At 39.9% G+C, this 16,488-nt stretch carries 21 protein-coding genes and 1 pseudogene; 9 read left to right on the top strand and 13 right to left on the bottom strand.

All coding sequences use genetic code 11. The features are described from left to right. Positions 1 to 230: 230 nt before the first annotated feature. Positions 231 to 1,378 (bottom strand): IS3 family transposase gene (locus Q9Q86_RS02040; protein ID WP_100222360.1). Its coding sequence is split into 2 segments (ribosomal slippage): positions 231 to 1,141 and positions 1,141 to 1,378, totalling 1,149 coding nucleotides; the frame shifts between segments, so codons are not numbered across the junction. A gap of 47 nt (positions 1,379 to 1,425) precedes the next feature. Between Q9Q86_RS02040 and Q9Q86_RS02035 the strand changes: the two genes are divergently transcribed. From Q9Q86_RS02035 to Q9Q86_RS02015, 5 genes are all read left to right on the top strand, one after another. Next, complete coding sequence (locus tag Q9Q86_RS02035) at positions 1,426 to 1,752, top strand: hypothetical protein (RefSeq protein WP_305156075.1); 327 nt, start codon at positions 1,426 to 1,428, stop codon at positions 1,750 to 1,752. 82 nt (positions 1,753 to 1,834) lie between these two features. Next, entirely contained in the window at positions 1,835 to 2,218 is a 384-nt protein-coding gene (locus Q9Q86_RS02030; protein ID WP_004762545.1) for a transposase, read from the top strand. Continuing rightward, entirely contained in the window at positions 2,215 to 2,550 is a 336-nt protein-coding gene (gene tnpB, locus Q9Q86_RS02025; RefSeq protein WP_157938043.1) for an IS66 family insertion sequence element accessory protein TnpB, read from the top strand. The genes Q9Q86_RS02030 and tnpB overlap by 4 nt, the downstream gene beginning before the upstream one ends. 74 nt (positions 2,551 to 2,624) lie before the next feature. After that, positions 2,625 to 4,250 carry an IS66 family transposase gene (locus tag Q9Q86_RS02020; protein WP_157938044.1) on the top strand — a complete coding sequence of 542 codons (1,626 nt, stop codon included), beginning with the start codon at positions 2,625 to 2,627 and terminating at the stop codon, positions 4,248 to 4,250. Between the two features lie 67 nt (positions 4,251 to 4,317). Further along, positions 4,318 to 4,725 carry a TIGR02391 family protein gene (locus tag Q9Q86_RS02015; protein ID WP_171293800.1) on the top strand — a complete coding sequence of 136 codons (408 nt, stop codon included), beginning with the start codon at positions 4,318 to 4,320 and terminating at the stop codon, positions 4,723 to 4,725. A gap of 65 nt (positions 4,726 to 4,790) precedes the next feature. Here Q9Q86_RS02015 and Q9Q86_RS02010 read toward each other — a convergent pair whose 3' ends face one another. Both Q9Q86_RS02010 and def read right to left on the bottom strand, forming a co-directional pair. Next, positions 4,791 to 5,177, bottom strand: coding sequence for an endonuclease domain-containing protein (locus Q9Q86_RS02010; RefSeq protein WP_017397291.1), 387 nt, complete (start codon positions 5,175 to 5,177; stop codon positions 4,791 to 4,793). Between the two features lie 14 nt (positions 5,178 to 5,191). After that, positions 5,192 to 5,677 (bottom strand): peptide deformylase, encoded by a 486-nt coding sequence (gene def, locus Q9Q86_RS02005; RefSeq protein ID WP_004913704.1) that lies wholly within the window; start codon positions 5,675 to 5,677, stop codon positions 5,192 to 5,194. Positions 5,678 to 5,804: 127 nt separating this feature from the next. On the opposite strand from def, the gene Q9Q86_RS02000 reads away from it, so the two are divergent. Beyond that, on the top strand, positions 5,805 to 6,008 hold the full coding sequence (locus Q9Q86_RS02000; RefSeq protein ID WP_112986395.1) for an amino acid transport protein: 204 nt from the start codon (positions 5,805 to 5,807) through the stop codon (positions 6,006 to 6,008). Between the two features lie 78 nt (positions 6,009 to 6,086). Here Q9Q86_RS02000 and Q9Q86_RS01995 read toward each other — a convergent pair whose 3' ends face one another. Together Q9Q86_RS01995 and Q9Q86_RS01990 are read right to left on the bottom strand one after the other, a co-directional pair. Next, positions 6,087 to 6,578 carry a DUF2505 family protein gene (locus Q9Q86_RS01995; RefSeq protein WP_004913708.1) on the bottom strand — a complete coding sequence of 164 codons (492 nt, stop codon included), beginning with the start codon at positions 6,576 to 6,578 and terminating at the stop codon, positions 6,087 to 6,089. Positions 6,579 to 6,686: 108 nt separating this feature from the next. Next, positions 6,687 to 6,977, bottom strand: coding sequence for a hypothetical protein (locus Q9Q86_RS01990; RefSeq protein WP_004913710.1), 291 nt, complete (start codon positions 6,975 to 6,977; stop codon positions 6,687 to 6,689). A gap of 249 nt (positions 6,978 to 7,226) precedes the next feature. Between Q9Q86_RS01990 and Q9Q86_RS01985 the strand changes: the two genes are divergently transcribed. Continuing rightward, on the top strand, positions 7,227 to 7,667 hold the full coding sequence (locus Q9Q86_RS01985; protein ID WP_112986394.1) for a universal stress protein: 441 nt from the start codon (positions 7,227 to 7,229) through the stop codon (positions 7,665 to 7,667). Positions 7,668 to 7,731: 64 nt separating this feature from the next. Here Q9Q86_RS01985 and tauD read toward each other — a convergent pair whose 3' ends face one another. From tauD to tauA, 4 genes and pseudogenes are all read right to left on the bottom strand, one after another. Further along, positions 7,732 to 8,577 carry a taurine dioxygenase gene (gene tauD, locus Q9Q86_RS01980; RefSeq protein WP_112986393.1) on the bottom strand — a complete coding sequence of 282 codons (846 nt, stop codon included), beginning with the start codon at positions 8,575 to 8,577 and terminating at the stop codon, positions 7,732 to 7,734. A 16-nt stretch (positions 8,578 to 8,593) separates the two neighbouring features. Then, positions 8,594 to 9,475, bottom strand: coding sequence for a taurine ABC transporter permease TauC (tauC, locus tag Q9Q86_RS01975; RefSeq protein ID WP_112986392.1), 882 nt, complete (start codon positions 9,473 to 9,475; stop codon positions 8,594 to 8,596). Continuing rightward, positions 9,472 to 10,263, bottom strand: a pseudogene (locus Q9Q86_RS01970) (taurine ABC transporter ATP-binding protein). The gene tauC and the pseudogene Q9Q86_RS01970 overlap by 4 nt, the downstream one beginning before the upstream one ends. Before the next feature lie 9 nt (positions 10,264 to 10,272). Then, the gene (tauA, locus tag Q9Q86_RS01965; RefSeq protein WP_171293794.1) at positions 10,273 to 11,313 is read right to left on the bottom strand and encodes a taurine ABC transporter substrate-binding protein; all 1,041 of its coding nucleotides are present in this window, start codon (positions 11,311 to 11,313) and stop codon (positions 10,273 to 10,275) included. 259 nt (positions 11,314 to 11,572) lie between these two features. Between tauA and chrA the strand changes: the two genes are divergently transcribed. Next, complete coding sequence (gene chrA / locus Q9Q86_RS01960; RefSeq protein ID WP_112986390.1) at positions 11,573 to 12,916, top strand: chromate efflux transporter; 1,344 nt, start codon at positions 11,573 to 11,575, stop codon at positions 12,914 to 12,916. Between the two features lie 51 nt (positions 12,917 to 12,967). Here chrA and dmeF read toward each other — a convergent pair whose 3' ends face one another. Then, a complete protein-coding gene (dmeF, locus tag Q9Q86_RS01955; RefSeq protein WP_112986389.1) occupies positions 12,968 to 13,918 on the bottom strand; it encodes a CDF family Co(II)/Ni(II) efflux transporter DmeF in 951 nt (316 codons plus the stop codon). Between the two features lie 56 nt (positions 13,919 to 13,974). On the opposite strand from dmeF, the gene Q9Q86_RS01950 reads away from it, so the two are divergent. Further along, entirely contained in the window at positions 13,975 to 14,241 is a 267-nt protein-coding gene (locus tag Q9Q86_RS01950) for a metal/formaldehyde-sensitive transcriptional repressor (RefSeq protein ID WP_112986388.1), read from the top strand. Here Q9Q86_RS01950 and Q9Q86_RS01945 read toward each other — a convergent pair. Genes Q9Q86_RS01945 through modA form a run of 3 tightly spaced genes read right to left on the bottom strand, consistent with a single transcriptional unit; the run spans position 14,236 to position 16,308 of the window. Continuing rightward, complete coding sequence (locus tag Q9Q86_RS01945) at positions 14,236 to 14,853, bottom strand: ATP-binding cassette domain-containing protein (protein ID WP_112986387.1); 618 nt, start codon at positions 14,851 to 14,853, stop codon at positions 14,236 to 14,238. The two genes, Q9Q86_RS01950 and Q9Q86_RS01945, sit on opposite strands and share 6 nt — an antisense overlap. A 2-nt stretch (positions 14,854 to 14,855) precedes the next feature. Then, positions 14,856 to 15,542: a molybdate ABC transporter permease subunit gene (modB, locus tag Q9Q86_RS01940; RefSeq protein WP_171293796.1), complete on the bottom strand. Its 687-nt coding sequence runs from the start codon at positions 15,540 to 15,542 to the stop codon at positions 14,856 to 14,858. Between the two features lie 7 nt (positions 15,543 to 15,549). Then, positions 15,550 to 16,308 (bottom strand): molybdate ABC transporter substrate-binding protein, encoded by a 759-nt coding sequence (gene modA / locus Q9Q86_RS01935; RefSeq protein ID WP_112986386.1) that lies wholly within the window; start codon positions 16,306 to 16,308, stop codon positions 15,550 to 15,552. Positions 16,309 to 16,488 lie beyond the last annotated feature (180 nt).

The following is a 16,488-nucleotide window of genomic DNA, read 5'->3' as shown; positions in this document are numbered from 1 at the left end:
AATCGAATTAGGTGACTGCTCCTCCCTTTTCAAAGGGAGGTTGGGAGGGATTGAATTGATATTACAAAAACATATACTTAGAATATACACATCCTTAAAAATTAAAGTAAATGATGGCAATAATTAAAAATATTGATCTTGGTAGTCTAGAAAGTATTTGTAAAATTTTAGGTGATACATATCACGGGATTTCAGGAACTGAAATTTCCAAATTGATCCTAGCCAAATAATTAGACAGCGGTTCCCTCTAAATTTTTCAAATATTCTTTTTCAAAAGCTTCGGGACTAACCCAGCCATTTGCAGAATGTCGTCTGATTCGATTGTAATAAACCTCAATATATTCGAACAAGTCCTTATTTGCCTCTTTTCGCGTTTTAAATACACTGCCATGCACGATATGTACTTTTAATGTGTGAAAGAAGCTTTCAGTGACGGCATTATCCCAACAGTTGCCTCGTCGTGACATACTTTGAATGGCTCTATTGGCAGCTAACAAGTCTCTGTAGTCATGACTGCCGTACTGGCTGCCTTGATCAGAATGAACCATTACTCCACGAGGATAACCTTGACGCGCCATCGCATAATTAAACGCATCACAGACTAAGTGACGATCAATATGTTTGCTAGTCTGCCAACCAACGATGCGGCGACTAAATAGATCCAACATGACGCATAAATATAGCCAGCCATGCTGAGTCCAAATATAGGTGATATCGGTAGTCCATACCTTATTTGGTCTCGATACTTTAAACTGACGGTCCAATAAATTTGGTGCTGCTGATAAGCAATCTGCTGGGTCAATTTTATACTTGAATTTACGGGATATTTTACTGCGCAACCCCAGAGTACGTAACATTCTACCTACCGTTCTTTCACTCAAACAATAGCCCTTATCACGCATATCATGGACCAATGATGGGGCACCTAGACGTGCGTGATGCTGCCAATAAAGTAACTGTAAATCATTGAGTTGCTTCTCGCATCTAGGTGTTCGTTTCAACCACGCATAATAGCCCGATCGACTCACACCAATGCAATCACAAGCTGAAGCAACAGTAACCATTTCAGGCGCTATTCCTTTGATTAACGTGTACTTCTCTTGGCATCCTCGGTGAGAAAGTACACATGCGCTTTTTTTAGTATCTCATTCGCCTCACGGAGTCGCTTATTCTCTTTTTCAAGGTCTAGAATGCGCTGCTGCTCAGGTGTTAATTGACGTTTACTGGAGCCTGCTTCGCTAGATTGACGAATCCATTTATCTAGTGTTGAGTAACCGATACCAAGTTTATTGGCTAGTGCGGCTATCGATTCACTTGAGTTCGCTAAGGCGTAATCAATCGCTTGTTGTTTAAATTCCGGACTAAAGCGTTTAGCCATTTTTACATCTCCAAAGATTAAAATTAAACTATCTTTAGAGGGACTGATTGTCCAGTATCTTGGCTAGGATCAAATATCTTGCTGAAACAAATATCAAAGACCCACAATTAAACTCTACAAAATGGAAGCGTTTGTATGATGCTCTTAGTATCAAGCAAAGTGAAGATCGCTGTTCTAACAATGTTCTAGCTTTTATCAAATATGTACTACGTCCATCCCGCAACATCCATAGAAAAGAATGGTTTAAAAATATAAGAACCGAACTAAATTATGTATTGTCATTTGAAGGCTTAGAACTAACTGAAAGTGGTGATATTAGAACAACAGCTAAAGTAAACACTTTTTCTGAGGCTGAGGAGCGAGCTCAAAAGTAAGCGTCCGCTGAACACACCTTATGAATTCATCCTATAAGCCTTAATTTAGTCCCCACTTAAAAACAAGTGGGGACTAAAATTTATGACTACAAATCACCAGACATCCATCGCATCTCTTGCGAAAAAACGAAGAACATACAGTGCTGAATTTAAACAGCAGATCGTTCAGGCTTGTAAAGCACCGGACGTTTCAATTGCTTCGGTCGCTTTGCAACATGGATTGAATACAAATCTTGTATCCAAATGGATTCGCTTAATTGATGGTAAGCCAGGGAATGATCGCTCACCACTACCGAATAAACCTGCATTTATTGCCTTATCTTGCTCTGCACCATTAGATCCTACTCCTACTGACATGTTAACGGTTCAAATTACTTTACCCCACTCAAAAGCAGAAATTGGCTTGAAATGGCAAGTATCAGAAATATCTGCTTTAGCAGAATTACTCAAGGCACTTGCAACATGATCCGCATTGATGAAATCTGGCTTTCTACCCAACCTCTGGATATGCGAGCAGGGATGGATACTGTCATTGCTCAGGTGGTGAGAACCTTTGGCTCGATCAAGCCGCACTGTGCTTACCTGTTCTGTAATAAACGTGGTCATCGTATGAAAGTACTGGTGCATGATGGACTGGGCATCTGGCTGTGTGCCCGGCGGCTGGAACAGGGCAAATTTCACTGGGCTAAGCTTCACCAAGGTGAAACCGTGGCCCTCAGCCCGGAACAGTTACAGGCACTGATCCAGGGTTTGCCCTGGCAGCGCATTGGACGACAGCAGGTGGTGACGATGCTTTAAACCAGGCTGTTCCATTCCGCTATTCTCCAAACGTTCTATTTCATTCTTCTCATGACCTCAGGCATACTGCGGTCATGAATACGCTGCCTGACTTAAGCCAACTGACCCATGAACAACTGCTGGAATTTACCAGACAGTTGGCGCTGCAGCATCAGTCTCTAGCACAATCAAACCAGCAATTAGATGCCAGAGTTCAACATCTTGAAGTCACCAATCAGCAATTAGATTCTAAAGTTCAACATCTTTCTATTCTCAATCAAAAATACGAGCATGAACTCGCACTATTTAAACAGCACAAATTCGGCAGTAAAAACGAACATCTCACTGCAAAACAAATCCATCTCTGGGATGAAGCGGTTGAAGAAGATATTGCTGCTGTTGATCTGGAACTGGAACGGCTGAATGCAGATAAAACCGATGCAGCGACACAGAAAGCCAAAACCAATAAACCTAAACGTCGACTGCTGCCCGATCATCTACACACCATTCGTATTGAGCATGAACCAGCATCAACCCAATGCAGTTGTGGCTGCCAGTTACGTCGTATCGGCGAAGATATCAGTGAAAAACTGCATTTCAGACCGGCACAGTTCTATAAGGAACAGCATGTGCGTGGCAAATGGGTCTGTGATCAGTGTGACACCCTGACTCAGCAAGCGATGCCCGCCTATGTGATTGATAAAGGCATTGCTTCACCTGAACTGCTCAGCCATGTGCTGGTATCGAAGTATGCCGATCATTTGCCGCTGTACCGTCAGCGCCTGATCTATCAGCGGGCGGGCATTGATCTGTCCAGATCTACTTTATCTGACTGGATAGGTCGCTGCGGTGTGGAACTGGAACCTCTGGCCAATGCCTTAAAACAGGTGGTGCTGCAACAGCGGGTGATCCATGCAGATGAAACACCAGTCACCATTATGCGGATGGGTGATGATGAGAAAAAACCGAAGAAAGGTTATGTCTGGGCCTATGCCACTACACAGTACAATCCAGTTCAAGCGGTGATCTATGACTTTCAGGATAGCCGTTCAGGTCAGCATGCTGCAGAGTTCTTGAATGGCTGGCAGGGTTATCTGGTCTGTGATGATTACAGTGGTTATAAAGCACGCTTTAAATCAGGCGATGTCATTGAGGTGGGCTGCATGGCGCATGCACGTCGTAAATTCCATGAGCTACATGTGACTGGGAAAAGTCAGATCGCTGAACAGGCATTACTGATGATTCAGAAACTGTATGCGATAGAAGCCGAACTCAGGAAAAAGACCGATAGTACAGCAGAACACCGCCGCGAATACCGACAACAGCACAGCCAACCGGTGATGCAACAACTGTATGAATGGCTCAACCAACATTATCTGACGGTGCCATCGAGTTCTCCAACCGCCAAGGCCATCAATTACAGTCTGAAGCGTTGGCCAGCCTTAAGCCGCTATCTGGATGATGGCAATCTACCCATTGACAATAACTGGGCAGAGAACTCAATGCGCCCCTGGGCATTGGGCCGTAAGAACTGGTTGTTTGCAGGTTCGCTGCGCAGTGGACAGCGAGCGGCAAATATCATGACTTTAATCCAGTCAGCAAAGCTGAATGGGTTGGATCCGTATGCCTATCTCAGTGATGTGCTGAAAAGGCTGCCGACGCATAAAGCGACCCAAATAGAAGAATTACTGCCACATCGCTGGAAATCCAACTCAAATTAAAAAATAGGCATGGGGTTCAGCGGACGCTTACGCTCAAAATTTAAGAAAAACATTATTAGACCGAAAAATTCATTCTGACGTCCTTACTTTTTGTAAAGCTGAATTACTTGTCGATAATTATTTTCATGCTGTATTTGAAGCAACTAAAAGTATTGCAGAAAAAATTAGAATAAAAACAGACTTAACTACAGACGGTTCAGAATTAGTAGATCAAGCTTTTTCATATAGAGGTAAGATTCCTTATTTAGCACTAAATAATCTAACAAGTGAAAGTCATGAAAGTGAGCAGAAAGGATTCATGAATTTATTAAAAGGAGTTTTTGGAACTTTTAGAAACACTACAGCGCATGCTCCAAAAATAGCATGGGAAATCAATGAACAAGATGCTCTTGATATTTTATCAATGATTTCTCTTATTCATCGAAAACTAGATAAAGCAGTAGAAGCTAAAAAAATATACGAAGGAAGTTTTTAATCCTCCCCAACCCTCCTTTAAAAAGGAGGGAGTAGCACGAATCCGCGGTATTCATCCAATTCACACTAAAGTCCCCTTTTATCAAAGGGAGATTCTAATCTTTGCTCAGCAATACAATAAACCTGCTCTACTACTGCATCTATTTCGGTCAAAATCAGATGATTACTAAACCTTAATGTCACAAGTTCAAGCTCGTTTAAAGCACGGTCTCGACTTCTGTCTGCTTCCAACCCATCTTGGGTATAGTGTTGTCCACCATCACATTCAATAACTAAATTCACTGCTGGACAATAAAAATCCACAATATAATTTAATAAAGGTTTCTGTCGATAGAACTGTAACCCTAAAATCTGTTTACGGCGCAATCTTGACCATAGCAATTGTTCTGCATCAGTCATGTTGCTTCGTAAATCTCGTGATGGAAGTTTTAAGTTTTTATTGTAAGGCTTCATTATTAATTTAACTTCTAAGCACTCAAACGCTCTACAAACAACACACCATCTAAATGATCAACTTCATGTTGAACAATTCGTGCAGGAAAACCATCAAATGTTGTTTCAATCACCTCACCTTGTAAAGTGTGATAACGCACTTTGATACTCTGTGCTCGTTGCACTTGCCCACGCTCATCAGGAACACTTAAACATCCCTCTTCCCCCAAACAAGTCGCTTGAGAAAACTCCAAAATCTCAGGATTAACCATCACCACAGCATCCATCTCAGGCGCATCGGGATAACGAGGATTGGGACGAGATGCCACGATAATCACACGCTTGGAGATATAAACCTGTGGTGCAGCAATTCCAACACCATTACGTTCCAACATCGTCGCATGCATCGCAGAAGCCAGTTGCAACAACCATTCACTATTAAACTCTGCATCTGAGACTAAAGCTGCTTTAATTTTTAAAATCTCTTCACCACGTTGTGCTACTGGCAAAATTACACTCATCACAGAACCTTATAATTTTTAAATCGAACTTAGATTGATACTATTGGATAATGAATTTGGCTTCTATCATTTTCATTTAAGAATCTTGTCATAATATTTTCTTATTAAAAAAACATATGGAATTGGCATGAATGCACTACCACTTTATCTGGGTGTTCTTTTTAGTTCAATTGGCTTAGGCTATTTTATATATGGTAAGAGGCAGAAAATGACTGTGACTCTGATCTGTGGCTTATTGCTTATGCTATTTACTTATTTTATTGAGAGTACAACTATGATCAGTATGATTGGGCTAATACTTTCCATAGTTCCTTATTTTCTGCGCTTCTAGACAATAAAAAAACTCCCCTTCATCAAACCTTTCTTCGTTAGATCAGTCGATTCAGGGGAGTTTTATTTTCAGCTTAAATTAAAGTTGTTTCTTTAATTCATCTTCTACGATTTCAATTTCAAGTTGGCTAAATTTACGAATTTCGCCTTCAGCGTGCTTTTCAAGCATACCGCCAATCAAAGGTACTTTTACTTTCACATTCCAAGTCAATGAAATATCTACTTTTTCACTATTACCTGTAACTTTACGTTCAGCTTTTGCCTCTAAAGGAAGGTTTGCGCCAAGTTCTACAGTCGAAGTTAGATTTTTAAGATTAGTGATATCTGAACGTTTTAAGCGGAATGCATTTTTTAATAATTTTTTAGCAACATCTGGAATGCTGACGTCAAGATTATATTCACGACGCAAAGTATAAATATCACCATTTACATTTGATTCAAGAATTTCGAGGTTATCGCCAGGGATACGTTTACACACCGCTTCATGCAATGAGGTTTGAGCAACTAATCGTGTAAAATCTTCAATTGAAACACCGTGAATTGTTTCATTAACCGTAAATTGATGTGCCATTTTAAAATTTCCGTTTCGTTTTATTTGGGATTTCATCTCTGCTCAGAAGTATAGCATTTAGATAAAAATCGCAAAGGCTGTTCACTCTAAAATAGATGACTGCTCGGATTAATTATTTTTATTGTAGTCATGTCGCATGCCAAGTTTTACCGTGACTTTTTCAGTTCGACTGATATATAGATAGTGTCGCCCATACTCTATGATGGCGTAAAATTGCTCTGCCCCATCATCTAAGCCTGTCGCAGACCAAGTCGTACCTTGCGGAAACTCATCCAACCATTCTGCTTTATAAAAATCCGAAACAGAATCAAATCCCAAATATTGATCAGGATCAGCCATGATTTTCGCAGCAACCTGATCAAACTTCTGCTGTTTAAATGCTTCTAAATTGAGTAACACTGAGATTCCTTTAAGTTAAAGTTTGATTAATAAAAAGAAGCAAACAGTCATGTGAGTTTTAAAGTAAATTACAAAAATACCGATATTTTGTTATATCTCTATTTTGCTGTGGAATTTACTGTATTGCAGCAATATTTTCAGTTTTATCATACATTTTTGATCATGGTCTAATTTGCTAGACCACGTTCAATATGCTATCTACATAATATAACTTTATCTTTTTACAACGATAAACAATAAGGAGCAAATATGTCTTATCAAAATATTTTAGTTGCAGTTGATGACTCTCCAATTTCTTATGCAGCCGTTGAGCATGCACTGTCTTTAGCTAAATTATCTGGGGCAAAGGTCACGGTATTGAGTGTTGTTGCGGTTGATCCTTATGTGGGCGTAGATTTTTATCAAGTTGCACCCGCAATTACAGAGCATTTTATGCAAGCAGAGACGCATGCTAAAACACAGTTGCAAGATATCGCTCAGTCATTTACCCGTGATGGAATTCAAGTAACCACCAAAATACATCATGGTCCTGCTAGCGAAGGGATTATCTTTGTCGCAGAGGAAGTCGGCGCTGACTTAATTATTATGGGTTCTCATGGTCGTACTGGCGTTAAACGTTTATTACTCGGTAGCGTAGCACGTGCTGTATTGACCGAATCACATATCCCTGTGTTGATCGTCAAACAGTAATAAACAAAGCTTCAAAAAAACCTTGTGATTTTGCACAAGGTTTTTTATTTCTTAAATTTATTAATTAACTTGCAGCTTGATAAAACGGTGCATCACCATTGATGGTAGCGCGGTGCATAATCCGATGCGCATCACCATAATCAAATAAAGCCTTATGCTGCGTACAACGATTATCCCAAATCGCCACATCACCCTCTTGCCACTGCCAACGTAAATGAAACTGATCATGAGTCGCGTGGGCGAATAGATATTGCAATAACTCAGCACTTTCTGATTCATCTAGCTCATTAATACGTGTGGTGAAACCTTCGCTCACAAACAAAATCGGCTGTCCTGTCACAGGATGGGTTCTCACCACAGGATGAACAACGGGTGGATTACGTTTGAAGGTTTCCTCCAATTTCTTACGCTCAACATCATTATGCGCAAAACGTTCAATCGGGAAAGACTGACGAATATCGTGTGTAGCCGTTAAACCTTTTAACTTTTGTTGCAAGCTTTGATCCAATTCAGCAAATGCGGCTACTCCACTCGACCACAATGTATCACCACCTACAGGTGGAATCTTGATGGCTTGCAAGACACACCCTAATGGCGGATTTTGACTGAAAGTCACATCAGTATGCCAAAGTTCATTGTCACGTAAATCTTGCTTCCAACTGTCTAGAACAATAATTTCAGGCACATTTTCTACTGTCGGGAAAATAGGATGAATATGTAAAGAACCAAAGCCACGTGCAAGTTCAGCTTGAGCCTGAGGTGCAAGCTGCTGATTGCGGAAGAAAATTACATGATGATCCAGCAAAGCCTGTTGAATTTGTTGTGTGGTATTTTCATCAACCGTATTTAAATCAACATCGTGAATAATTGCACCAATGGCTGGTTTAATAACTTCAATATTTAACGTCATCTTCTACTACTCACACTTATAACTGTTGACCATACCAAGGAGAGAGTTGCTTCTGTAACCAACGCAAAAACAACTCAAAACTCACTGCAACGATCGCAATAACAATAATGCCGAGAACCACAGTATCGGTAATCAAGAATTGAGCTGCTGACTGCACCATAAAACCAATACCACGATCTGCTGCAACTAATTCCGAAGCCACTAGAGTCGACCAGCCCACACCTAAACCAATACGAATACCCGTTAAGATATGTGGTAAGGCTGTCGGCAGAATCACATGCCAAAACACTTGCGATTGGCTTGCGCCTAAAGATAAGGCTGCACGCTCACGATTGAGCTGATGACTGATTACGCCATGAGTGCTACTAATAATGACTGGTGCAAGGATGGAAAAGAAAATCAAAAGCACTTTAGTGGTTTCACCAATCCCAAACCAAATCACCAATAATGGCAAATAGGCTAGAGGTGGTATCGGACGTAACAGCTCAACCAAAGGATCAAGTACCGCACGCACCCATTTGTTCAAACCCATCCATAAACCTAAAGGCACACCAATCGCAATTGCAGCAACTAAAGCCAATAAGACACGCGAAATACTGGCGGCTAAATGTTGCCATAAAGTCGCTTTCATAAAGCCTTGTTGACTGACTTCAAGAAACTTCTGCCATACCGCTTGTGGGCTTGGCAAAAACAAACTTGGAACAATTTTTAAAGCAGTGATCAAATACCAGATCACCAGCACACTGATAACGCTCGATAAACTCAGCACCAAACTACGATGACGAGCGAGAAAATCACCTACAGCATTTCGTCTTGAAGCTGATTTTTTCGGGTCAATTTGTGCAAACTCTGCTGTGTTACTTAGCTCAAAGGCTGTATTTTTTGCTTGTCCCGTCATACAGTCACCTCATACCCTGCTTGTTTCTGTACACGCAAACGCTCAAACAATTGCTCACGTAATTGAATAAATTTTGGATCGGATTTAATTGTTCGAATCGATTCGCCTTGCTTATAGCGCTCTGCAAAGTCTAGTTTTAAAGTTTCAACAATCTTACCTGGACGAGCTGTCATCAATACCAGTTGATTGCTTAGCAATAACGCTTCTTCAATGTCATGGGTAATGAGGAAAAAAGATTTATTTTGTTGAATCCATAAATCCAACACCAACTGCTGCATGGTTTCACGGGTAAATGCATCCAGCGCAGCAAAAGGTTCATCTAATAAAATAAAGGCTGCATGGCTGATCAGGGCACGTGCAATACCAACGCGCTGTTTCATACCACCTGACAGTTCCCAAATATTGGCTTGTGCAACATGGCTCAAACCTACTATCTTCAGGATGGATTCTACTTGCTGATGAATATGTTGTTCTTTTAAACCTTTAAGTTGTAAAGCAAAACCGATATTTTCAGAGACATTTAACCAAGGTAATAGCGCATGATCTTGGAACACCACTGCACGGCGAGCATCAGGTGTCGTTAATACTTCAGCATCAAGTTTGATCTGTCCTGAACTTGGTTTTTGAAAACCAGCTAAAATATTCAGTAATGTGGTTTTTCCACAACCGGACTCACCCAAAATTACCGTCAAAGTGCTCTCTTCAATTTAGAGATTAATATCTTGCAATACAGGCACGGTCTGGTTTGGAAAAGTTAAATGAAGATGCTCAGCAGCTAATACGCTCATTTCGATCTCCTATGGTTGTAAGAATTGAGTGGTGACATTGGCTTGATAGTCAGGTTTTACTTGATCCACCTTGCCTTGGCTTTTTAAGAAAGTAGCTGTATCGAAAATGTTCTCTGCAAATTCACCCGATAAAGTGGCTTGTTGCTGCTGACGATCAAGGTATATATTTCCTGAAAGAAGCAATGGAATATCTTTGGCATCTGAACCAGTCAGTTGGGCAATTTTCTGGATGTTGTCTGCATTTTGCTCAAATGCTTTAGGATCTTGGTTATAGCTTTCAATCTGCTTTAAGCTGGTTCTCACGAAGGCTTTTAAGAACTCAGGATTTTTTTCAGCAAAATCTTTACGAACCACCCATAAATCATAGGTTGGTGCGCCCCACTCACCGACTTGTTTCGAGTCTGTTAAGACATAACCAGTCGCTTTAACTTTGCTTAAGGCAGGTTCCCAAACATAGGTCGCATCAATATCACCACGCTCCCAAGCGGCTGTGATTTCTGGTGGACGTAAGTTAATAATCTTGACTTGGTTATCCGCAATATTCCAATGCTTGAGTGCTGACAATAAGCTGTAATGCGTGGTTGAAACGAATGGCACAGCAATGGTTTTACCAATCAAATCTTGCGGGTTGTTAATGCCTGATTTGTTGCTGACCACTAGTGCCTCAGAACCGCCTAATTTTGCTGTCACCAAAAATACTTCTATCGGTAAATCACGACTTGCAGCAGCAGCCAAAGGACTAGAACCAATGTTGCCGATCACTACATCACCCGAAGCCAATGCATTAACTACATCTGAACCAGCATCAAATTTACGCCATTGAATTGCTTGATTAGTATCACGTTCATATTCTCCATTTGCCTGTGCAACCTTGGTCGGATCAACACCTGTTTGATAAGCTATCACAACAGCTTTGTTGTTTTTATACTGAACAGGTGAAGCATCTTTTTGATTTTGATAGACAATAAAAGCAACAATCGCCACAAGGACGATCGCTGTTACAATCAATGGCTTGGTGTTCTTGATGCCCATAATTAGATGATCTTTCAATAATATAGGCTTATGGTATGCGTCACACTTTATGATTAAAAATAAGAAAAAATGCGTTGTTTATGCAATTTAAAGATATATAAGCTAGATTCTTTGATCTTTAGACGTGAAATAAATTTAGGAAAAGTCATCAATTTGAATTATCAAATCAATAAAATATATAAAGAATTAAATTGGATTCATCTAGAATCATCACCTTCATATGATGTGCCATAAACTCGCGATATTCAAAAAATAAACGCTCTATTTGAGAATGATTATGCAGCAATCTGATGCAACAACAGCACCTGACCACGTTCCTTTTTGGCAAGCCTTTTTATTTTGGCTAAAACTTGGATTTATTAGTTTTGGTGGACCCGCAGGTCAAATTGCAGTGATGCATCAGGAGCTAGTTGAACAAAAGCGCTGGATCTCTGAAAAACGATTTTTACATGCACTTAATTATTGTATGTTGTTGCCTGGACCTGAAGCTCAGCAACTTGCCATCTACATCGGCTGGTTAATGCACCGTACTTTAGGTGGTTTAGTGGCAGGCATTCTATTTGTGCTGCCTTCGTTGTTTATCCTGATTGCCTTGTCATGGATTTATGTACAGTTTGGAGATGTCCCAATTATTGCAGGTTTATTTTATGGAATTAAACCAGCAGTCACGGCAATTGTCTTTCATGCAACTTATCGTATAGGTAGTCGTTCACTGAAGAATAAATTCTTATGGCTCATTGCAGCTGCTGCATTTATCGCAATATTTTTCTTTAATATCCCATTTCCATTGATTGTATTCAGTGCCGCAATACTTGGATATTTACTCAGTAAAAAGCAGCCACATTTATTTAGTCAGCAAGCATCTCATCAAAGTAATCAAAAAAATTATGGTGCAGCACTGATTGATGACAATACACCACCACCTGCCCATGCTATTTTTCGCTGGGCGAATCTCGCTAAAATTGTTCTTATCGCAGCATTTTTATGGTGTATTCCGATCTTACTGTTGACCTTCAGCCTAGGCTGGCAACACGCTTATACTCAGATGGCATGGTTCTTTACTAAAGCAGCCTTGCTTACCTTTGGCGGAGCATATGCTGTGTTGCCTTATGTCTACCAAGGTGCAGTGAATTACTACGGATGGTTAAACCCCACTCAAATGATTGATGGATTGGCTCTCGGAGAAAGTACACCTGGCCCATTAATTATGGTTGTCGCATTTGTAGGATTCTTGGGTGGTTTTAATCATGCTTTACTCGGAACTGAACATCTGTTTCTTGCAGGTGCCGTGGGTGCAGTAATTGTTACTTGGTTTACCTTTCTCTTTTCCTTCGTTTTTATTTTCGCTGGCGCACCACTAATTGAATCTACACATAACGAACTTAGGTTTACCGCACCACTCACTGCGATCAGCGCTGCTGTTGTAGGTGTCATTCTTAATCTTGCTCTATTCTTTAGCTATCACGTGCTATGGCCAAATGGTTTTGATCATGCATTTAATTACGAAGCGGCAATCATTACCGTTGCAGCGATGATCGCACTCTTTAAATTTCAGATTAATGTTCTTTACGTGATCTTTGCTTCAGCACTTTGTGGTTTGATCCTATATCTCTTTGTTTAAACTGTTAAGCTAGAGTTGAGTTATTCGACTCTAGCTTCAGCCTCAGAAATATTAAATATGATGAATTTCAACTGAGGCATGCACAATTTCTTCATGTATGGATAGCTCATGTTTGACTTGATCAGGAGTCAAATCAGCTATCGATGTTTCCAATCCTAAAATACAAGAGAATTTGCCTTTCCCAACTTTCCATACATGTAGGTCTGTGATTTCTACCTGTGGAAGTTGGGCAATTACATCCTTTATTTCTTGTACCACGGGGTGTCCCATTTCAGCATCTAATAAGGTTTTACCTGTTTCTTGAATTAATCCCCAAGACCATTTGGCAACCAGTAATGCACCAATAATTCCAAGCAAGGCATCTAGAAAATTCCAGCTAAAATATTTTGCAGCAAATAAAGCAATAATTGCGAGCACTGAAGTCACTGCATCTGCCACTACATGCAAAAATGCGGCTTTTTGATTTAAATCATGGTGATGATGGTGATCGTGTGTATGCTGATGATCATCGTGATGGTGATCATGTGAATGATGATGGTGATGCTCATGTCCACCATCATGTAACAACCATGCACAGACCAAGTTTATAACTAAACCTACAACCGCGATTGGAATCGCTTCATTGAAATGAATCGTAACGGGATTAAATAATCGTTCAATCGACTGAATCCCCATCAGTAGCGCAACGACCATCAATAAAATAGCACTGCTATAGCCTGCTAAAATTTCTATTTTCCATGTTCCAAAACTAAATCGGGAGTCACTTGCATACTGTCGAGCCATTCTATAAGCAAAGTAAGCCAAACCTAGTGCTAGCATGTGGGAACTCATATGCCAACCATCAGCCAGTAATGCCATCGAATTAAAAATCCATCCACCTAAGATTTCTAAGATCATCATTACAGCGGTTAAAATTGTGGCGATCAAAATCTTTTTCTGGGCTAAAGGATTTCCCTGATCAAATTGATGAGAATGGCGTCTTTCTAGGTTAGTATGCTGCATTTGCTTTAACTTTAAAATATACTCCCCCTCAGTATATATTTTTTCAGGAAAAATGTATGTCTCATCTACACCATGACAAAAAAATTCTAAATCGAGTGAAGCGCATTCAAGGACAAATTACCGCGGTTGAAAAATCATTAACCGATCAAGAGAGTTCATGTATCGAAGTTTTACAGCAAGTCGCCGCGGTTAAAGGTGCTGTAAATGGTTTAATGAATCAATTAATTGAACAACACTTAAAAGAACACGTACTAAAAGATGCTGAACATATTAATGAAGAAGAAATACAAAAGTTTCTTGCTTTATTACAACGTTATTTATAGATACCAAATCTCGTGAGTGAGTTGTTCGATTTCAGACTTATCATGACTCACATACAGCATCGGAATTTTTATCTCTGCTTTGATTTTTTGAAAGAAAGGAATAATCTCTTTTTTGTGCGCGGAATCAAGAGCAGAAAGTGGTTCATCTAATAATAATAATTGTGGTGAGTACAGCAAGGCACGCCCAAGTGCAACACGTTGTTTTTCCCCTCCTGAGAGCTTAATCGGCATCCTTTCAGTTAAATGCTCCAATTTAAGCAATTCAACAATATAGTCGAGTTCAAATTGTCGCTGCTCGGGGCGAATATGTTTGAAGCCAAACAGTAGATTCTGCATTACATTTTTATGAGGAAATAACTGTGCATCCTGAAATACCAAACCAATCCGACGCTGTTGTGTACTCAGGTTAATGTTCTGTGCCCGATCAAACCATGTTTGATTCTGTATTTTAATCCAACCTGATTGGGGTTTAATCAACCCAGCAATACTATGCAAAATCGTAGTTTTTCCTGAACCTGAAGCCCCAAATAAACCAATCACAGACTGATCAGATTGAAAGCGTTGATCTAGAGAAAATTGTCCCTGGATAAGTTGGATATGACAATCAATCATGCTTAACGACCACGTTTATTTTTCTGATAACGATTGAACCATTGCGCAAACCATAGTGCAAAGAAAGCTACGGATAAGGATAAGATTATTAAACGCCAAACTGCTGCTTCAGTATCAGGTTGCTGCATCAAACTATACATGGCTAAAGGCAAAGTACGAGTTTCACTGGCAATATTCCCCACGAAAGTAATCGTTGCGCCAAACTCCCCTAAACTTCGGCAAAAACATAAAATACTTCCCACCAAAATTCCGCTGCTTGCAAGTGGCAAAGTTACCTGCATAAACGTGCCGAACGCAGAAGCGCCTAAAGTTTTTGCAGCCATTTCTAAACGCTGATCCACCAGTTCAATCGCCAATCGAATTGATTGTACGAGTAAAGGAAAGCCCATTACCGCAGATGCCAATACTGCTCCTTTCCAATTAAACGCAAACTCCAATCCTAGTGGTGCTAGGTATTGCCCTAAGATGCCTCGATTGCCAAAAATTTGAAGTAACAAATAACCAGGTACAACTGGTGGTAACACTAAAGGTAAGAAAACCAGTGTTTCAAATAGTGATTTACCCCAGAACTCTTTCCTAGCTAGAATCAAAGCAATCAAAATTGCTGGAATTAAACTCACAATCAGACATGTTGCTGCCACTTTAGATGACAGTAGCAACACCTCAAGTTCTTCAGGAGTCAGAATCATAATTTAATTACTTAAGTACGCTAAAACCATATTTTTTAAATACTTTTGTTGCCTGACTGCTTTGTAAAAACTTATAGAAATTCATTGACTCTATATTCTTCTTTACTAAACCTATTGGATAAATAATAGCTTGGTGTGTTTTTTCTGGAAATGTTCCAACGATGATGACATTTTTGCTGATCGCTGCATCAGTAGCGTAAACAATCCCTAACTGACATTCACCATGTGCCACAAAGTTTAAGGCTGCACGTACATCTTCTGTTTCCACTAGACGAGTTGAAACCTTATCCCACCAGCCGATCGACGTCAAAGCCTGCTTTGCATATTTCCCAACAGGTACACTCTTAGTATCACCTGTACACCATTTACCTTGAACAACCCTAGTGAAATCAAAACTTTTATCCATTTTTAATTTGATTGGACGAGCTTTGGGAGCAATCACTACCAAACGATTACCCAATAAATTCACGCGATCATTTGCCGATACCAACTGTTTTTTTTGCAAATAATCCATCCATTGAACATCTGCTGATATAAAAATATCAGCTGGCGCACCTGCTTCAATTTGTTTGGCTAAAGTTGATGAACCGGCATAAGATGTTTGGATTTGAACTTTATTTTTCTGCTCATAGATCACATCTAATTCATTGATCGCATTGGTTAAACTTGCAGCTGCATATACTGTAACTTTATCCACCGCAAATGCTTGTGTGTGGCTAAATAAGCCAACGCATATGGCCAAAGCATATCGGTATTTTTGTATCATCACCAATGGAACGACCTCATCCTTAGAATTCGATATATTCTTGCGAACATATCGCTTAATAAAGATACACTAAAAAAGAAAGATTGAGTAATCCCTAATTTTCTAATAGTTATATAAATTAAATACAAAATTGAATTGATTTATAAGGATTAGATTTCCATATAAAGTTAAGTAGCCGAA

Origin of the sequence: Acinetobacter sp. A22 (assembly GCF_030913345.1) — a bacterium.
Classification (GTDB): Bacteria; Pseudomonadota; Gammaproteobacteria; order Pseudomonadales; family Moraxellaceae; genus Acinetobacter; species Acinetobacter junii.
The sequence above is the reverse complement of the archived record's forward strand: the minus strand, read 5'-3'. Positions and strand labels throughout refer to the sequence as shown.